Here is a 16,613-nt window from a genome sequence, read left to right as displayed (position 1 = left end):
TTCCTTCGCGCCCCCCTCTGCCCTGCCGGGCATCTCCCCCACGAGGGGAGAGATCAGCAGCGTCGCCTGCGACGCTTCTCCTTGAACGTTGGCGATTGGCGAAAGCGACGGCGACATCCGATCTCCCCCCTCGTGGGGGAGATGGCCGGCAGGCCAGAGAGGGGCGCTGTCCCACCAGCCTATCGCCGTTGAGCAGCCCCTTAGTTCCTTCCATAAAATGCGTTCTCGACATGCACCGGCCAGCGCCAGGGCAGCACCGCCACCATGTCGAAACGCATCGAAAGCTTCCCGTAGTCGGGCTGGCGCGACAGCCACAAATCGGCGGCGCCCTCGATGCGCCGCTCTGAACTGTGCGCGATGGCTTCCATCGCTTCCATCAACGTGCGGCGCGCCTTGACTTCGACGAACAGCACGAGGTCGCCGCGCCTTGCGATCAGGTCGATCTCGCCGAGCTTGGTGCGATAGCGGCGGGCGAGGATGCGGTAGCCTTTCAGCATCAGGGCCAGCGCCGCCAGCCACTCGCCGCGATGGCCGCGCCGATAGGCCTGCTGGCGGTGACGGGCCGGACGCTTAGTCGCCACTCTCGCCTCCGCCGGCGTCCCTGAGTTCGAGCAGCCGCCGGTAAAGCGCCTGCTTCTGGCCGCCGGTCATCTTTGCCGCCTCCGCCGCCGCCTTCGACGCCGGCATTTCGGCGGCGAGCGACAACAGCAGCCGATCGATGTCGGCCGGTTCGTCCACCTTGGCCTCGGCCGGGCCGACGCAGATGACGATCTCGCCTTTCGGCGTGTCGGCGGCCGCGTAGTGGCCGGCAAGCTCGGCAAGCGTGCCGATGCGCATTTCCTCGAACGCCTTGGTCAGCTCGCGGCCGATCGCGGCTTTGCGCTCGCCGCCCAGCACTTCCACCATGGCGCCGAGCGTCTCGGCCAGCCGTCTTGGCGATTCGAAGAAGATCAGCGTTGCCGGCACCGCCCTGAATGTCTCCAGCTTGGTCAGCCGCTGCCCGGTCTTCACCGGCAGGAAACCGGCAAACAGGAAGGCATCGGATGGCAGACCCGAGGCTGTCAGCGCCGCGAGCGGCGCGGACGGTCCGGGGATCGGCACGACGCGGATGCCCTGATCCTGCGCCTCGCCGACCAACCGGTAGCCGGGATCGGAGATCAGCGGCGTGCCGGCGTCCGAGATCAACGCCACGCTCCGCCCGCCCGCCAGCGCTTCGATCAGCTTCGGCCCGGCTTCATCAGCATTGTGCTCGTGATAAGCGGTGGTGCGCCGGCGGATGCCGTAGCGTTCGAGCAGCACGCGCGAGACGCGTGTGTCCTCGCAGGCGACGATGTCGGCGCTGGCCAGCGTTTCGAGCGCGCGCAGCGTGATGTCGGCCAGATTGCCGATCGGCGTCGCCACCAGATAGAGCGCTGGCGCCAGCGGCCTGGCGGCGATCTCCGTCTGCCCGATAAGATAGCTGCGTTTGTCGCCGGTCACCGATCACCCCTAACAATCCAGCCTGTTTCGCATGGCTCACGCCTCGTTGCAAAATGTGAGGTCGACCACAGGAAACTCGCCATGCCTTTGCCACAGTGAGGAACGAAACCGGCTTCAGCGAATTTCATCCCTGATTCCCCGGAGGAGGCAGGACTGCACGATGCCCAATCGCTTCGATATCTTCATCAGCCGACTTGAAACGAAAAGCGCCCGCCAGGGCATTCCCCCACATCCGATCGCCGTTGAGCACAGCGCGCGCCGCGAAAAGGCCGACCTGAAGCCGGTCCGCCACGGCGAGGCCCATGGCGAGAAGAACCGCGGCAAGCATCGCCAGAAGCACGATGCTTAAAGGTATCGCGGCACCTTGGCCTCAAGCAGCCGCACCAGTTCCGGGTCCATGAATTCGTAATTGTCCGGGATGTCGAGGCAGATGACGCGTGCGCGCTTCAGGCTTGCCCTGAACCTCTTCTGCAGGTTGTTGCGATGCGCTTTCTCCATGACGAAGATGAAGTCGGCCCAAGCGACGAGCTCATGCGTCAGCGGATTGTCGGCGTCGTGATTGGTGCCTGCCGATTCGACCTCGATGTCGCGACGCTTGGAAAACACCTGCTCGGCCGTCGGGCTGCGCAAGCGGTTCTGGCTGCAGACGAAGAGGACGTTCTTCAAAACCTGCCACTCTCGATTCGAGCGCCGCAGTTATTCATCCCACATATCTCGGATTGTCTTGGTCAGCGGTATGTACTGATCGAGGGTGAGTCCGTTTAGGTCGAATTCTATCGAATCGTCTTTTGCAATTGCCCTCAAATTTATCCCAACGTAGGCCATGAAGTTGCGCACCACATCAAACTCGCTCAGGCCCGATGTTTTATGCTTCTTCGATTTCTGGTTTCTGACGAACACGATCACTGCTTCATATAAGTCGGGATACTCATGGGATTTCGAAATCTCGGTCAATCCAAACTCAAAAACGTCATCTGTGTTTAAAGTTCGCAGCGTCTCATGGATCAGGAACTTCATGGCAGGCCCCATTGGATGCACGGAAATGACATTCGGCTAGGCAAGCCAAATATCTAACATCATCGCGCAGACTGACAAATCAGTTGGCCGCTGCTCTACCTGGCTAGGTCCGCCACAACAGCATCGAGCACGATCATGCCGGTGCTCGTGGCGCGCAGGCGCGCATTGCCGACGGGGGCCACCAGCCCTTCCTCCTGCAGCACCGACAGCCGATCCGTCGAAAGGCTGCGCCCGGCAAACGCCTCGTAACGCTGAAGGTCGATGCCTTCGGCAAGCCTCAGCCCCATCAGCAGGAATTCGTCGGCTTCCTCCGAACGCGTCAGGATCTCACCGCCGGTGACGCCATGTCCACGGGCTTCGACCAGATTGGTCCAGGTCTCCGGCATTCTCTCGGCAATGGTCACGGTGCGGCGTCCGTTCTCGACGAAGCGGCCATGCGCGCCCGGTCCGACGCCGACATATTCGCCATAGCGCCAGTAGGTCAGATTGTGCCGGCTTTCCGCGCCCGGCCGCGCGTGGTTGGAAATCTCATAGGCCGGCAAGCCATGCGCCGCCGTCACCTCCTGGGTCAGCGCATAGAGATCGGCGGCATGGTCGTTGTCGGGCAGCGTGAATTTGCGCGCCGCGTAAAGCGCGTGGAACGGCGTCCCTTCCTCGATGGTGAGCTGGTAGAGCGACAGATGGTCGACGGCGTAGCCGATCGCCTGCTCCAGCTCCGTCGCCCAAGCTTCCGGCGTCTGGCCCGGCCGTGCATAGATCAGGTCGAAGGACAAGCGGGGGAATATGTCGCGCGCGAGTCCGATGGCATGCAGCGCCTCCTCGACATTGTGCAGCCGTCCAAGGAAGCGCAAATCCCTGTCGTTCAGCGCCTGCACGCCGAGCGAGACACGGTTGACGCCGGCGGCGCGGTAGCCGCGGAAGCGCTCGGCCTCGACCGAAGACGGGTTGGCCTCCAGCGTCACCTCGATACCGGCGGGCACCGTCCAGTTCTTCGCCACCGCGTCGAGCACCGCCGCCACCGTTTCCGGCTTCATCAACGACGGCGTGCCGCCGCCGAGGAAAATGCTGGTCACCTCGCGCGGCCCTGTGCGGTCGCGCATGGTCGCCAATTCCGTTTCAAAGGCGCGCGCGAAACGCTCCTGGTCGACCGGCTGATGGCGGACATGGCTGTTGAAGTCGCAATACGGGCATTTGGCCGCGCAGAACGGCCAATGGATGTAGACGCCGAAGCCGGGGCCGCGGTCAAGCTGCATCGTCTGGCCGATCCCGATCATGTCGAACCGAGCCGCTCCAGATCAAGTCTGGCCTGCGCGAATTTCTGGAAGGCGCGAGCGCGGTGCGAAAGCGCCGTCGCTTGTCCGGGCCTCCAGCCGTGTTTTTCTTGCGCGCTCATCTCGCCGAAGGTTTTGTCGAAGCCATTGGGCAAAAACACCGGATCGTAGCCGAAACCGAGCGAGCCGCGCGGCGGCCACACCAGCGTGCCTTCGACCTCGCCGCGATAATATTCCGCCTCGCCGTCCGGAAACGCCAGGCAAATGACCGCCACGAAGCGGCCGTTGCGCTTCGAGGGCTCGGTCGCGCCAACATCCTGTAGCGCTGTCTCCGTCCTCTGCATCGCCATGCCGAAATCGCGGGAGCCGTCGGGCTTCTCGGCCCAGTTGGCGGTGTAGACACCAGGCGCGCCGTCGAGCGCGTCGACACAAAGGCCGGAATCGTCCGACAGTGCCGGCAGGCCGGTCGCCTTGGCTGCCGCGAAGGCCTTGATGTAGGCGTTTTCCTCGAAGGTCGTGCCGGTCTCGTCGGGTTCCGGCAATCCGTACTCCTTGGCCGATTTCGCCTCGAAGCCGAACGGGCGCATCAGGTCGGCGAATTCGCGCAGCTTGCCTTCATTGTGGCTGGCGACGACGATCTTTTGTCCGTTCAGCGAATGCATCAGAGGGCCCAGATCCTTGGTTCGGCGAATTCGATCGAATTGCCCGACGGGTCGCGGACATAGATCGAGCGCCCGCCCTGCGGCCATTCGAAATCGCTTTCGATGGCAATGTTGTTGCGCGTCAGATGCTCGCGCCATTCGGCGATCTCGTCGGCGCTGGCGGCAAAGCAGAGATGGCCCTCGCCGGCCGTGCCATGTGGCGGCACCTTCAGCCTGGCGTCCGGCGCCGGCGGGATTTTCGTCGCTTCGGCGTTGAAGAGCAGAAGCACGCCGCTGCCGCAGCGGAAGAAGACGTGCCGGCCTTCGACCTTGCCCAAGGCTTCGAGGCCGAGGATATCGCGGTAGAACGCTTCGGCGGCGGTTAGATCGGTGACGTAAAGGGCAGATTCCAAAATTGCGGAGGGTATCACGAGGTCCCCCTCTCTGCCCTGCCGGGCATCTCCCCCTCAAGGGGGGAGATTAGCTGCGGCCGCGCCGGCACCACTCCTGCAACATTGGTGATTGGCGAAAGCCGTCGTGACATCCAATCTCCCCCCTTGAGGGGGAGATGGCCGGCAGGCCAGAGAGGGGGGCCCAGGCTCGGCATTGGAAATCCTACGCCACAGCCATCTGCTGCAAGCTCACCAGGCGCGAAATCCCCTTCTTCGCCAGCCCCATCAGCGCCGCGAACTGCTCCTCGGAGAAAGGCTCGCCCTCGGCGGTGCCCTGGATCTCGACGATGCCGCCCTTGCCGGTCATGACGAAATTGGCGTCGGTGCCGGCGGAGGAATCCTCGATATAGTCGAGGTCGATGACTGGCTGGCCGTCATGGATGCCGCAGGAAATCGCCGCGACATGGTCCTTCAGCACCTTGGCGACGCTGGCCATCTGGCGCGCTTCCATCCAGCGCAGGCAATCATAAAGCGCCACCCAGCCGCCGGTGATCGAGGCCGTGCGGGTGCCGCCATCGGCCTGGATGACGTCGCAGTCGACGGTGATCTGCTGCTCGCCCAGCGCCTGCAGGTCGACAACGGCGCGCAACGAACGGCCGATCAGCCGCTGGATCTCCAGCGTGCGGCCGCCCTGCTTGCCGGCCGACGCCTCGCGGCGCATGCGCTCGCCGGTCGAGCGCGGCAGCATGCCGTATTCGGCCGTCACCCAGCCCTTGCCGGAATTGCGCATCCAGGCCGGCACCTTTTCCTCGAGGCTGGCCGTGCACAACACATGCGTGTCGCCGAACTTCACCAGGCAGGAGCCCTCGGCGTGCTTGGAGACGCCGCGCTCGAAGGAGATGGCGCGCATTTCGTCGGCTTGGCGTTTGGAGGGGCGCATTCGGCCTGCTTTCTTCTCGTTTTCCGGAATCGTGGCCGGCTTGTAGACGCATGCGCCGCCAGTCGCAAAGGAAAACAGCTCGCAAGGAAAAGGACGGCGCAAGGAAAGCCGCCGGGTGACCGCAAACGCGGCACCTGGGTGACCGCAAGGGCGGCACCTGGGTGACCGCAAGGGCGGCACCTGGGTGACCGCAAGGGCGGCACCTGGGTGACCGCAAACGCGGCACCGGGTTGCGCCATGCTGGCTTAAGTCTATATCCTTCTACAGGAGGTTTCGCCGGAATGAACAAGCCAGTCGATCCGACGTCGCAGGTCCCCGGGTTGCAGTCGCCTGTGCTTCAGTCGCTCGACATGCGTTCGCGCGACATCTTCCGGCGGATTGTCGATTCTTATTTGCGCGACGGCGAGCCGGTCGGCTCGCGCAGTCTGTCGCGCATCATGCCCTCTTCGCTGTCGCCGGCCACCATCCGCAACGTGATGAGCGATCTCGAGCATCTCGGCCTCATCTACGCGCCGCATATTTCGGCCGGCCGCCTGCCGACGCAGACCGGTCTGCGTTTCTTCGTCGATGCCTTCATGGAGCTTGGCGATCTTTCCGACGAAGAACGCCGCATCATCGAGGCGCAGGTGCGCGCTTCGGGCTCCGGCGCGACGCTGGAGCATATGCTGACCGAAGCCAGCCAGATGCTGTCCGGCATGTCGCGCGGCGCCGGCCTCGTGCTTGCCTCCAAGAACGAGGTGGCGCTGAAGCATATCGAATTCATCCAGCTCGAGCCCACCAAGGCGCTTGCGGTGATGGTGTCGCAGAACGGCGACGTCGAGAACCGCGTCGTCGATCTGCCGGCCGGCATCACCGTGTCGCAGCTGCACGAAGCGTCCAACTTCCTCAACGCCCATATCCGCGGCCGCACTTTGGCCGAGGCGCGCATCGAGATCGCCCGCATCAAGGACGAGACCAGGGCGGCGCTCGATACGTTGTCGCAGGATCTGGTCGAGAAAGGGCTGGCGGTCTGGGCCGGCGCCGACAGCGGCCTGCCGGCGCGCCTCATCGTGCGCGGCCGCGCCAATCTCCTGGAAAACGTCACCGCCCAGGCCGATCTCGAATTGCTGCGGCATCTGTTCGAGGATCTGGAAACGCAGGACGGGTTGATCCAGTTGCTCGACCTGGCCGAGGAAGGCCCTGGCGTGCGCATCTTCATCGGCTCGGAAAACAAGCTGTTTTCGCTCTCCGGCTCGTCGCTGGTCGTCGCGCCCTATCGCGACAAGGATGCCCGCGTCATCGGCGCGCTAGGCGTCATCGGCCCGACGCGGCTGAATTATGCCCGCATCGTGCCGATGGTCGACTATACTGCCCAGCTGATCTCTCGAATGCTGAGATAGGTCCGGAAGCGGGGGTCCCGCAAGGAGGTGCGAGATGGCGTTGGAATCGTTTAAGGCCCAGATCAGCCTGCTGCTCGAGGAAATGGTCAACCAGCCCGAGGACGAGCACGAGATCCAGGAGCAGCTGCGCGAAAAGCTACGCGAGTTGCGGGCCATGGGCCTGCCGCTGCCGGACGATCTGGTGGCGCTGGAAAAGCGGCTCGACGATGATCTGGATGTCGAAGAGAGCTGAACGCTGCCCTCTACGTGCATCGCTTTTTCTCGGGAATGCCGAACCCGATATCGAATGTTAGGTGGCTTCTGACTGCCACGACGGAGGAAAGCATGTTGAGGACCGCCATCCTCGCCGGCCTTGCCGTGCTTCTCGCCACCAGCGCTTTGGCGCAGCAGGCCGATCCGCCGCTGTTTACCGGCGAGAAGGCCTTCGGCAACTGGAAGAACGACCGCCCCGGCGTGCGGCGCCTCATCAAGCCGGAGGATCTGCAGAAGCCTTACGTCACGGACACCGCGTCGAATGGCAGTGATGTCGCCGATCGCCCGGAAGGAGCCAAACCGATCTTGCCGCCCGGCTTTTCGGCCGAGCTCATTGCGTCCGGCATCAGCAGCCCGCGCGTCGTGCGCGTGGCGCCGAATGGCGACCTCTTCGTCGCCGACAGCCGGGCCAACCAGATCCGCGTCTATCGCCTGGCCGAGGGTGGCGCAAAGCCCGAGGAGGCGGTCTTCGCCAAGGGCCTCACCCGACCTTACGGCATCGCCTTCTACCCGCCGGGTGACAAGCCGCAATGGGTCTATGTCGCCAACAGCGACAGTGTCGTGCGCTTTGCCTATCGCGACGGCGATCTAAAAGCGTCCGGCAAGGCGCAAACCATCGTCGACGATATACCGGCCAACCATCACTGGACCCGCGACATCGTCTTCTCCCCGGACGGCAAGGCGCTCTATCTGTCGGTCGGCTCCGGTTCCAACGTCGCCGAGGATATGAGCGCCAAGCCGAAGGGCGGTGTCGACGAATGGGCGAAGTCTAAGCCGCTGGGCGCTGCCTGGGGCTCAGAGGAGGGGCGCGCCGATGTGCTCGCCTTCGACCCCGACGGCAAGAACCGCAGGATTGTCGCCACCGGCCTGCGCAACTGCGCGGGCATGACCTTGCAGCCGGCCACCGGCGCGCTCTGGTGCGTCGTCAACGAGCGCGACGAACTCGGCGACAATATCCCCTTCGAATACGCCACGACCATCAAGGATGGCGCCTTCTATGGCTGGCCCTGGTATTATATCGGCTCCAACGAGGATCCGCGCCACAAGGGCGCCCGGCCCGATCTCGCCGGCAAGGTCACGGTGCCGGACGTGCTGCTGCAGGCGCATTCGGCGCCGCTCAACATCGCCTTTTATGAAGGCGGCAATTTCCCGGCCGGCTACAAGGGTGATGCCTTCGTCGCGCTGCACGGCTCGTGGAACCGAGGCGTCCGCACCGGCTACAAGGTGGTGCGGCTGAAGTTCAAGGACGGCAAGCCGACCGGCGAGTACGAGGATTTCGCCACCGGCTTCGTCATCTCCGACGCCGACGTTTGGGGCCGCCCGGTTGGTCTCGCGGTGGCGAAAGACGGCGCCTTGATCCTGACCGAGGACGGCAACGGCACCATCTGGCGCATCACCCATGGCGGTGGACAGTCCTGACATTCGCCACTCGGATGAGGGCGCCTCAGGCAGAGAGCTGAGCAGCGCAAATCCGCTTGCGGGAGCTTCTTCTTTGCAATGCTTGCCCAATGTATGTCGCGATGACCTAGGCTTTGATTCAACGGCGAACGACGGAGGAGAGAGTATGACACAGGTCGCCGGCCTTGCAGCTGCTGTCCTGCTTCTCGCCACCAGTGCCATCGCGCAGCAGGCCGATCAGCCGCCGCTGACCGGCGAGAAAGCCTTCGGCGACTGGAAGAACGATCACCCGGGCGTATGGCGCCTCATCAAGCCTGGCGATCTGCAAAAACCCTATGTCACGGCTAGCGCATCCAACAGCCCAGGTCTTGGCGATCGTCCCGAAGGCGCCAAGCCCAAGCTTCCGCCCGGCTTTTCGGCCGAGCTTATCGCGTCCGGCATCGACAACCCGCGCGTCGTGCGGGTAGCGCCGAATGGCGACATCTTCGTCGCCGACAGCGGGACGGACCAGATCCGCGTCTATCGCCTGACCGAAGGCAACGCCAGGCCCGCCGAAGAAGCGATTTTCGCCAAAGGCCTCGACCGGCCCTACGGCATCGCGTTCTATCCGCCGGGCGACAAGCCGCAATGGGTCTATGTCGCCAACAGCGACAGCGTCGTGCGCTTTGCCTATCGGGACGGCGACATGCAGGCGTCCGGCGAGCCGCAAATCCTGATCGACAAGATCCCAGGCGGTGGTCACTGGACCCGCGACATAGCCTTCTCGCTGGACGGCAAAACGCTCTATCTGTCGGTCGGCTCCGATTCCAACGTCGCCGAGGATATGAGCACCGCGCCCAAGGGCGGCATCGAGGACTGGGCGAAATCGCGGCCGCTTGGCGCCGCCTGGGGCTCAGAAGAAGGCCGGGCCGATGTGCTGGCCTTCGACCCCGACGGCAACAACCGCAGGATTGTCGCCACGGGCCTGCGCAACTGCGCCGGCATGGCCGTGCAGCCGGCCACCGGCGCGCCCTGGTGCGTCGTCAACGAGCGCGACGACCTTGGCGACGACATACCCTTCGAGTACGCGACCGCCGTCAAGAACGGCGCCTTCTACGGCTGGCCCTGGTATTACATCGGCTCCAACGAGGACCCGCGGCACAAGGATGCCCGTCCCGATCTTGCCGGCAAGGTCACGGTGCCGGACGTGCTGCTGCAGGCGCATTCGGCGCCGCTCAACATCGCCTTTTATGAAGGCGGCAATTTCCCGGCCGAATACAAGGGCGACGCCTTCGTCGCGCTGCACGGCTCGTGGAATCGCGGCGTGCGCACCGGTTACAAGGTGGTGCGTCTGCAGTTCAAGGACGGCAAGCCGACCGGCGAGTACGAGGATTTCGCCACCGGCTTCGTCATCTCCGACGACGCCGTCTGGGGCCGCCCGGTGGGCGTCGCGGTGGCGAAAGACGGCGCCTTGATCCTGACCGAGGACGGCAACGGAACCGTCTGGCGCATCACTTATGGTGGGTAGCTCCTCGGTACAGGGTCTCAAGGGTCAGCGCAAACGCTGGCGATTGGCGGAAGCCTCTCAACCACGGCATGGATCCTCGGGTCTGCGCGCGTCGCTTCGCTCCTTGCTCCGCCCGTGGATGACGAGGTTGGGAGGTTTCAGCCAATCTCCAAAGCATGCCATCCCACCAACGCAGACATAACCGATCGGTCAAATTCCTTTTGGTGAGGAAATCAGCGCCTGACATCGCTGGCGCAACGGATCCCGCCGCAAGGGAATTACAGTCGAACCGGCGTCATGATAAAAGCCCCGCTCCTCATCGATCCCTTCGGGGAACAATACGCCAGGCCTTAAACCATGACCCTTACCGGATTTCTCGCCTATAGCGCCGCGCTCGGCGTTGCCGCCGCCATTCCAGGCCCGGGCGTCACCGCCCTGGTCGCCCGTGCGCTCGGCTCGGGCTTCCGCTCGTCGCTGGCCATGTCGTTCGGCCTGATGCTTGGCGATCTCACTTATCTTACCGCCGTGGTGCTCGGCCTTGCCTTCGTCGCCCAGACTTTCGGCATGGTCTTCCTCGCCATCAAATGGGCCGGCGTCGCCTATCTCGCTTTCCTTGCCTGGCGTTTCTGGACCAGCGGCATCACGCCCGAAAACATCGAGGCCCGCAAAGCCAAGGGTGGGTTGGTGTCGAGCTTCATCGCCGGGCTGACGGTCACGCTCGGCAACCCGAAGACGATGATCTTCTACCTTGCCATCACGCCGACCATCGTCGACCTGAAGACGATCACGCTGGCCGACTACGCCATCCTGGCAGTGCTCACGGTCATCGTGCTGTTCGTGGTGCTGGTGCCCTATCTGGCGCTGGCCGCCAAGGCGCGCTGGTTCCTGAAATCGCCGCGCGCGCTGAAAATACTGAACCGCACCGCCGCCGGCTTCATGATGGGTGCCGCTGCCGCAATTGCGGCCCGGCAGTAAGCTCCGATCTCAGCTGGTCCTGATTTCAGCCAAACCATTCCCGAAATCAGCCGGGCCGGAAAATGCATTTCCGGCTTGGGAGGGTTTTGAGCAACCGGCCCACTCGGATATTTTCGGTCGTCGGCCTATCTTGCACGGTTGAAAGCCCTATTCTGTTTTGCCAATCGCCTTTGCCTTGGGAGCGAACCACATGAATAAGCCCGTCTCTTCCGCGCGCGTGCCCGGCCGCGGCCGCGTCTTCAATTCGATCACCGAGACGATTGGCGACACGCCGCTGGTCAGGCTGGACAAGTTCGCCAAGGAAAAGGGCGTCGTCGCCAACCTGATGGCCAAGCTCGAATTCTTCAACCCGATTGCCTCGGTCAAGGACCGTATCGGCGTCGCCATGATCGAGGCTCTGGAGGCGGCCGGCAAGATTTCGCCCGGCAAGACGACGCTGATCGAGCCGACTTCCGGCAACACCGGCATCGCGCTCGCCTTCGCCGCCGCCGCCAAGGGCTACAAGCTGATCCTCACCATGCCGGAGACCATGTCGGTCGAACGCCGCAAGATGCTGGCGTTGCTCGGCGCCGAGCTGGTGCTGACCGAAGGTCCGAAAGGCATGAAGGGCGCCATCGCTAAAGCCGATGAGCTTGCCGCCACGCTGCCCAACGCGATCATCCCGCAGCAGTTCGAGAATCCGGCCAACCCGGAAATTCATCGAACCACCACGGCCGAGGAAATCTGGAACGACACCAATGGCGGGGTCGACATCTTCGTCGCCGGCATCGGCACCGGCGGCACCATCACCGGCGTCGGCCAGGTGCTGAAGAAGCGCAAGCCTTCGGTCCATGTTGTGGCCGTCGAACCGGAAGCCTCGCCGGTGCTTTCCGGCGGCCAGCCCGGCCCGCACAAGATCCAGGGCATCGGCGCCGGCTTTGCGCCGAAAATCCTCGACACCTCGGTCTATGACGAGATCGTCAGGGTCTCCAACGAGGATTCGGTCGCCAATGCCCGTCTCGTCGCCCGCCTCGAAGGCGTGCCGGTCGGCATCTCGTCGGGCGCGGCACTGCAGGCGGCGATCGTCGTCGGCTCGCGGCCTGAGAACAAGGGCAAGAACCTTGTCGTCGTCATCCCGTCCTTCGCCGAGCGCTATCTGTCGACCATCCTGTTCGACGGGCTGGGCGCCTGAACACGCTGGACTGCTGGAAAGCCCGGGCTGGCTTCCGCCACCCGCTTGAGCAGAACCCCGCTTCCGGCTCATATCGCCGCCGGCCCGCTTGTTCGGGCCGGGGAGGATTTCATGTACAAGCTCTACACCCGCCCAGGCAGCGGAGGCTTCGTCGTCGAGGCGGCGCTTGCCATGGCCGGCGCATCGTTCGAGCAGATCGACGTGCCGAAGAAGGATGCGCCCGATCCCGTCTTTCTCGCCATCAGCCCGCTGAACCAGGTGCCGGTGCTGACGCTGCCCAACGGTCATTCGCTGACCGAATCGGCCGCGATCTGCATCCTGCTTGCCGAGCTCCACCCGCAGGCCGGACTTGCGCCGGAACCCGGCTCCTGCGCCCGCGCCGATTTCCTGCGCTGGATGGCCTTCATGTCGTCGGTGCTCTATCCGGCGATCCTGCGGCTCTATTACGCCCACCGCTACACCGCCGATGCCGGCAATCTGCAAGCGGTCAAGCAGGCGGCGATCGCCGAGATGGATCGCGGCTTTGCCATCATCGACAAGGCGCTCGCCGGTCGCGACTGGCTGGCCGGCGACACCCTCTCGCTGGCCGACATCTATCTCGTCATGCTCGTCGCCTGGCATCCGGACATCCAGCGAGCTCGCGCGGAATGGCCGAATGTCGAGCGTCTGTGGCGGGGGCTGCGCGAGAATGCGCTGATGCGCAAGCTCAACGCGTCGCACGAGATGTGGCCTGAAAACTAAAACCTCAGTTCCGCGTCAGCTTGGCCCGCTCCGCCTGCAGGAACCGGCGCACGGCGTCATCGCGCTCGAGGCCGATCGCCCGGTCGTAGGCCTCAGCCGCTTTCGCGGTGGTGCCGAGCCTGGCCAGCAGGCCGGCGCGCGCGGCCCAATAGGGCTGGTAATCCTGCAGCCGCTTGTCGTCGCCCAGCACATAAAGCGCCGCCAGCCCGGCCGGCGTGCCCTCGGTCTCGGCGATCGCCACCGCGCGGTTGATGGCCACCACCGGCGAGCCGGCCACCGCCATCAGCGCATCGTAAAGCTGGCGGATTGCGGTCCAGTCGGTGCGGCCGCCGCGGCGCCGCGCGGTGTGGGCGGACTGCACGGCCGCCTCCAATTGGTAGCGACCGATGATGCCCCTCTGCGCGGCCTGGCCAAGCAAGCCTTCGGCCTCGTCGATCAGGCCATCGTCCCAAAGCGCTGTATCCTGCTCGGCAAGCGGCACGAAATCGCCTTGCGGGCTGCGTCTGGCCGCCCGGCGTGCCTCGGCAAACAGCATCAGCGCCAGAAGCCCGAGCGCCTCGGGCTCGTCCGGCATCAGCGAGGCGACCAATCGTCCCAGCCAGATGCCTTCGGTGGCGAGGTTGCGCCGCCGGGTCTCGGTGCCGCTCGGATCCGACCAGCCTTCCGCGAAGGTCGCGTAGATCGCCTCCAGCACGGCCCCTAGCCTTTCACCGAGTTCGGTCTGCTCCGGCACGCGAAACGGAATGCCTGTTTCGCGGATGCGGCTCTTGGCCCGCACCAGCCGCTGGCCCATCGTCGCCGGCGAGAGCAGGAAAGCCGAGGCGATTGTCGCGGCGTCGAAACCGAGGATCGTCTGCAGGATCAGCGGCGCCCGCACGCCGGCATCGATCGCCGGGTGGGCGCAGGCAAACATCAGCCGCAGCCTTTCGTCGGGGAGCTCCTCGCCGTTCATGCGCGCCTCCATTTCCTCGGCGATCAGTTGCAGATGGTCACGAGCCGCCTCGCCGGTCAGCCGCCGCCGCACGGCGTCGACATCGCGCCGGCGCGCCACCGCCAGCAACCAGGCTTCCGGCTGCGCCGGCACGCCGGTTCGCGGCCACCGTTCGAGCGCGGCCGCGAATGAGTCGGCCAGCGCGTCCTCGGCGCCGGCGACGTCGCGCGTGCGGGCGGCGAGCCAGGCGACCAGCTTGCCGTAGCTCCGGCGGGCGGCCGTTTCAGCCGCCGCCCGAGCGATCTCCGAGCGATCGTCCATCAGACAGTCATTTCCCGGCTGCGTACTCGGCCATTTCCCAGATCGGCCGCACCTCGATTGTGCCGACGCTGGCCCCCGGGCAGCGCGCCGCCCATTCGATGGCCGTGTCGATGTCGGCCACCTCGATCATATAGAAGCCGGCAAGCTGCTCCTTGGTGTCGGCATAGGGGCCATCGAGCACATTGGTCTTGCCGTCGGCCAGCCGCACCGAAGTGGTCGCTTGCGTCGGCTTCAGCCGGTCGCCTGCCAGCCAGACGCCGGATTTATGCAAGGCTTCGGTGTAGGCGCCATAAGCCGCGAGCATCTGCTGGGCCTGCTCCTTTGGCGCATTCATCATGGCGGCTTCTTCGCTGTAGATCAAAAGCATGTATCGCATGGGGCTTCTCCCGTTTTCTCGAAGGCCGCATCATCGCGGACCGTCCTATGTCGCGCGGCCCCGGCCGATTTCGACAGGCGCCGAAAATTTTCATCCCTTGCCGCGGCGAGCGCAAGGACAGCGCGTTATTCCACGATGGCGGTCTCGAACGGTTCCGCGGGCTGCCCTTCGCGAAGCCGGCTCCAGCCAGCCGCGATAGTGCACGATCAATCCGGTCAGCGGATGCGAGATCTCGACATGGAAACGGAAGCGTCCGTCCTCAACCGTTTCGTAGGACGTCGAGCGCGGGCAAAGCCACATCGGCAGCGGCAGGTCGAGAAAGCTCCAGCGGCGCAGCACCAACGAAAGGCGATTGTCGCCGGCAACCAGGGCCATGGCGAAGGCCAGCGGCCCGAAGCGCTCGACAAGCAGTCGCTCCGCGTGGTCTTGCCCGGCAAACTGGCGGCTGGAAAAGCTGTGCGTGCCGAAGCGTCGCGTCCAGGTCTCGCCATCCTTGCCGATCTCGAAACGGACTTTCACCGGCGTATCGGCCTGCGCGGCCGGAAACCCGACCAGCCAAGCGGCAAGCCGGCTAAGCATTCCGTTGCCGCGTTCGACGCTGGCGCGGCCTTCTGCCGAAGTGGTGCCCCCATGCATGGCGCGGATCTGGGCCGGCAGGCGCGGCCATGCATCACCGAGCAGCCGGGGATAGAGCGCCTTTCCCTCGTCGGCGCTGTCATCCCGGAAGCCGGTATGGATCGTTTTTGAGGCGAACAGCGCTTCGTATTCCTCGAGCTCCACGTCGCGCACCGCCGCCCGCGCACCCGGGGCGGGCATCTCGCCGTCGACCGCCTTGCGGATGATCGCCTCGACCGCCATGGCGGGGATCAGCGGCCCGTCGCCGCCTTCGGCCAACAGATGCCAGGATCGCCGGCTCGGGCTGCCGGCCTTGTCCGCGCCCTCGACAGCGACGAACATGCCGCCGCGATGCTCGCCCCAGGCGAGGCGGTTGCTCGCCCAGTGCATCAACGGCGCCAGTGGCGAAAGCGAACGGACCAGGCCGGCGCGAACCAGCCACGCCAGTCCGATCAGCGCCCGGTGCAGCACCTCCGGCACCGGACCGGCGCCCATCCAGATCGTCCCTGCCTCCGGCCACAGCGTCGCCAGCGCGCGCAAATCAGGCACGTCGACCAGCGAGAACAGCGTGTTCCTGACCGGCACACGGCCTGGTGGCGCGATCGTATAGCGCATCTGCTCGGTGAGCGGCCTGCCTTCGGCTGATTCCCCGTTCCGGGTCAGTTGCACGGGTTGGCCGCAATAGCTTGCAATGGCGCGGATGACGTTTTCGCCGACACCGGCGAAAGGCGACGGCGCGATGCCGCCGCGAATGCTATCGATCCGCGCCATGCCGGACGACAGACGCCGCACCACCGCCGCCGTCAGCACCGGGAAGCTCGACACGCCCGAGAGCACGAAGACGCCGGCCTGCTTCGCCGGCTGATCGAAAGCGGCAACGCCGGCGACGAAGTCCGAACCATCGGCAAGGTCGAGATAATGGACGCGCGCGGCGATGCAGGCGTCGATCAAGCGGTAGCGTCCCTCGCCATAGGCCTGGAAAGGGCCGCTGGCATCGACGACGATAGCGGGCCGCAAGGCGGCGAACTGGGCACCGAGATCGCCGTCGCGGTCGAAAGCAGTCGGCATGAGCCGCGCCCTGGCATCAGCCCTGGCCCGGCAAAAAGTCTCTGCCTTGTCGAGCGAGCGGCCGGCGACGAGCAGGGTCAGGCGCGGCTCGTTCAGCAGGAGATCGACGATGCGCCCACCGAAAATGCCGTAGCCGCCGACGATCAAAAGCCTCATCAGG

19 protein-coding genes are annotated in these 16,613 nt (G+C 65.0%); 8 read left to right on the top strand and 11 right to left on the bottom strand.

Annotated features, from left to right (window positions below):
• Positions 1–200 precede the first annotated feature (200 nt).
• A complete protein-coding gene (locus AB6802_RS17220; RefSeq protein ID WP_371011350.1) occupies positions 201–581 on the bottom strand; it encodes a YraN family protein in 381 nt (126 codons plus the stop codon).
• Entirely contained in the window at positions 571–1,479 is a 909-nt protein-coding gene (gene rsmI / locus AB6802_RS17215) for a 16S rRNA (cytidine(1402)-2'-O)-methyltransferase (protein ID WP_371011349.1), read from the bottom strand. Before rsmI ends, AB6802_RS17220 begins: the two co-directional genes overlap by 11 nt.
• A gap of 160 nt (positions 1,480–1,639) precedes the next feature.
• Here rsmI and AB6802_RS17210 point away from each other — a divergent pair, with 160 nt between their 5' ends.
• Positions 1,640–1,828: a hypothetical protein gene (locus AB6802_RS17210; protein WP_371011348.1), complete on the top strand. Its 189-nt coding sequence runs from the start codon at positions 1,640–1,642 to the stop codon at positions 1,826–1,828.
• Here AB6802_RS17210 and AB6802_RS17205 read toward each other — a convergent pair.
• The 6 genes from AB6802_RS17205 to rph form a co-directional block, all read right to left on the bottom strand.
• Positions 1,825–2,145, bottom strand: a complete 321-nt coding sequence (locus tag AB6802_RS17205) for a low molecular weight protein tyrosine phosphatase family protein (RefSeq protein WP_371011347.1) — start codon at positions 2,143–2,145, stop codon at positions 1,825–1,827. The two genes, AB6802_RS17210 and AB6802_RS17205, sit on opposite strands and share 4 nt — an antisense overlap.
• A 30-nt stretch (positions 2,146–2,175) precedes the next feature.
• A complete protein-coding gene (locus tag AB6802_RS17200) occupies positions 2,176–2,496 on the bottom strand; it encodes a hypothetical protein (RefSeq protein WP_371011346.1) in 321 nt (106 codons plus the stop codon).
• A 95-nt stretch (positions 2,497–2,591) separates the two neighbouring features.
• Positions 2,592–3,770 (bottom strand): radical SAM family heme chaperone HemW, encoded by a 1,179-nt coding sequence (hemW, locus tag AB6802_RS17195; RefSeq protein WP_371011345.1) that lies wholly within the window; start codon positions 3,768–3,770, stop codon positions 2,592–2,594.
• Positions 3,767–4,429, bottom strand: a complete 663-nt coding sequence (rdgB, locus tag AB6802_RS17190) for an RdgB/HAM1 family non-canonical purine NTP pyrophosphatase (protein ID WP_371011344.1) — start codon at positions 4,427–4,429, stop codon at positions 3,767–3,769. The genes hemW and rdgB overlap by 4 nt, the downstream gene beginning before the upstream one ends.
• Positions 4,429–4,839, bottom strand: a complete 411-nt coding sequence (locus tag AB6802_RS17185) for a VOC family protein (RefSeq protein WP_371011343.1) — start codon at positions 4,837–4,839, stop codon at positions 4,429–4,431. The genes rdgB and AB6802_RS17185 overlap by 1 nt, the downstream gene beginning before the upstream one ends.
• Before the next feature lie 184 nt (positions 4,840–5,023).
• Positions 5,024–5,740 (bottom strand): ribonuclease PH, encoded by a 717-nt coding sequence (gene rph, locus AB6802_RS17180; RefSeq protein ID WP_371011342.1) that lies wholly within the window; start codon positions 5,738–5,740, stop codon positions 5,024–5,026.
• A 281-nt stretch (positions 5,741–6,021) separates the two neighbouring features.
• On the opposite strand from rph, the gene hrcA reads away from it, so the two are divergent.
• From hrcA to AB6802_RS17145, 7 genes are all read left to right on the top strand, one after another.
• Positions 6,022–7,119, top strand: a complete 1,098-nt coding sequence (hrcA, locus tag AB6802_RS17175; RefSeq protein WP_371011341.1) for a heat-inducible transcriptional repressor HrcA — start codon at positions 6,022–6,024, stop codon at positions 7,117–7,119.
• A gap of 34 nt (positions 7,120–7,153) precedes the next feature.
• Entirely contained in the window at positions 7,154–7,351 is a 198-nt protein-coding gene (locus tag AB6802_RS17170; RefSeq protein WP_371011340.1) for a hypothetical protein, read from the top strand.
• A 92-nt stretch (positions 7,352–7,443) separates the two neighbouring features.
• Positions 7,444–8,790 carry a sorbosone dehydrogenase family protein gene (locus AB6802_RS17165; RefSeq protein ID WP_371011339.1) on the top strand — a complete coding sequence of 449 codons (1,347 nt, stop codon included), beginning with the start codon at positions 7,444–7,446 and terminating at the stop codon, positions 8,788–8,790.
• 145 nt (positions 8,791–8,935) lie between these two features.
• Positions 8,936–10,276 carry a sorbosone dehydrogenase family protein gene (locus tag AB6802_RS17160; protein WP_371011338.1) on the top strand — a complete coding sequence of 447 codons (1,341 nt, stop codon included), beginning with the start codon at positions 8,936–8,938 and terminating at the stop codon, positions 10,274–10,276.
• A gap of 336 nt (positions 10,277–10,612) precedes the next feature.
• Positions 10,613–11,230, top strand: coding sequence for a LysE family translocator (locus AB6802_RS17155; RefSeq protein WP_371011337.1), 618 nt, complete (start codon positions 10,613–10,615; stop codon positions 11,228–11,230).
• A 190-nt stretch (positions 11,231–11,420) separates the two neighbouring features.
• On the top strand, positions 11,421–12,401 hold the full coding sequence (cysK, locus tag AB6802_RS17150; RefSeq protein ID WP_371011336.1) for a cysteine synthase A: 981 nt from the start codon (positions 11,421–11,423) through the stop codon (positions 12,399–12,401).
• Between the two features lie 111 nt (positions 12,402–12,512).
• On the top strand, positions 12,513–13,142 hold the full coding sequence (locus AB6802_RS17145) for a glutathione S-transferase family protein (protein ID WP_371011335.1): 630 nt from the start codon (positions 12,513–12,515) through the stop codon (positions 13,140–13,142).
• 4 nt (positions 13,143–13,146) lie between these two features.
• Here the strand turns inward: AB6802_RS17145 and AB6802_RS17140 are convergent, their stop codons facing one another.
• The 3 genes from AB6802_RS17140 to AB6802_RS17130 form a co-directional block, all read right to left on the bottom strand.
• Positions 13,147–14,394: an RNA polymerase sigma factor gene (locus AB6802_RS17140; RefSeq protein WP_371011334.1), complete on the bottom strand. Its 1,248-nt coding sequence runs from the start codon at positions 14,392–14,394 to the stop codon at positions 13,147–13,149.
• 7 nt (positions 14,395–14,401) lie between these two features.
• Positions 14,402–14,770: a YciI family protein gene (locus AB6802_RS17135; protein WP_371011333.1), complete on the bottom strand. Its 369-nt coding sequence runs from the start codon at positions 14,768–14,770 to the stop codon at positions 14,402–14,404.
• Positions 14,771–14,860: 90 nt separating this feature from the next.
• A complete protein-coding gene (locus AB6802_RS17130) occupies positions 14,861–16,609 on the bottom strand; it encodes a DUF4166 domain-containing protein (RefSeq protein WP_371011332.1) in 1,749 nt (582 codons plus the stop codon).
• Positions 16,610–16,613 lie beyond the last annotated feature (4 nt).

Source organism: Mesorhizobium sp. RCC_202 (assembly GCF_041355295.1).
Lineage (GTDB): Bacteria > Pseudomonadota > Alphaproteobacteria > Rhizobiales > Rhizobiaceae > Mesorhizobium.
This window is presented reverse-complemented; position numbering and strand designations above follow the sequence as displayed.

What these genes read in the sequence shown, in the direction of transcription:
- AB6802_RS17210 (WP_371011348.1), top strand. Translation starts at nt 1,640, where the DNA reads ATGCCCAATCGCTTCGATATCTTCATCAGCCGACTTGAAACGAAAAGC.
- AB6802_RS17200 (WP_371011346.1), bottom strand. Translation starts at nt 2,496, where the DNA reads ATGAAGTTCCTGATCCATGAGACGCTGCGAACTTTAAACACAGATGAC.
- hemW (WP_371011345.1), bottom strand. Translation starts at nt 3,770, where the DNA reads ATGATCGGGATCGGCCAGACGATGCAGCTTGACCGCGGCCCCGGCTTC.
- rdgB (WP_371011344.1), bottom strand. Translation starts at nt 4,429, where the DNA reads ATGCATTCGCTGAACGGACAAAAGATCGTCGTCGCCAGCCACAATGAA.
- rph (WP_371011342.1), bottom strand. Translation starts at nt 5,740, where the DNA reads ATGCGCCCCTCCAAACGCCAAGCCGACGAAATGCGCGCCATCTCCTTC.
- hrcA (WP_371011341.1), top strand. Translation starts at nt 6,022, where the DNA reads ATGAACAAGCCAGTCGATCCGACGTCGCAGGTCCCCGGGTTGCAGTCG.
- AB6802_RS17170 (WP_371011340.1), top strand. Translation starts at nt 7,154, where the DNA reads ATGGCGTTGGAATCGTTTAAGGCCCAGATCAGCCTGCTGCTCGAGGAA.
- AB6802_RS17165 (WP_371011339.1), top strand. Translation starts at nt 7,444, where the DNA reads ATGTTGAGGACCGCCATCCTCGCCGGCCTTGCCGTGCTTCTCGCCACC.
- AB6802_RS17160 (WP_371011338.1), top strand. Translation starts at nt 8,936, where the DNA reads ATGACACAGGTCGCCGGCCTTGCAGCTGCTGTCCTGCTTCTCGCCACC.
- AB6802_RS17155 (WP_371011337.1), top strand. Translation starts at nt 10,613, where the DNA reads ATGACCCTTACCGGATTTCTCGCCTATAGCGCCGCGCTCGGCGTTGCC.
- cysK (WP_371011336.1), top strand. Translation starts at nt 11,421, where the DNA reads ATGAATAAGCCCGTCTCTTCCGCGCGCGTGCCCGGCCGCGGCCGCGTC.
- AB6802_RS17145 (WP_371011335.1), top strand. Translation starts at nt 12,513, where the DNA reads ATGTACAAGCTCTACACCCGCCCAGGCAGCGGAGGCTTCGTCGTCGAG.
- AB6802_RS17140 (WP_371011334.1), bottom strand. Translation starts at nt 14,394, where the DNA reads ATGGACGATCGCTCGGAGATCGCTCGGGCGGCGGCTGAAACGGCCGCC.
- AB6802_RS17135 (WP_371011333.1), bottom strand. Translation starts at nt 14,770, where the DNA reads ATGCGATACATGCTTTTGATCTACAGCGAAGAAGCCGCCATGATGAAT.
- AB6802_RS17130 (WP_371011332.1), bottom strand. Translation starts at nt 16,609, where the DNA reads ATGAGGCTTTTGATCGTCGGCGGCTACGGCATTTTCGGTGGGCGCATC.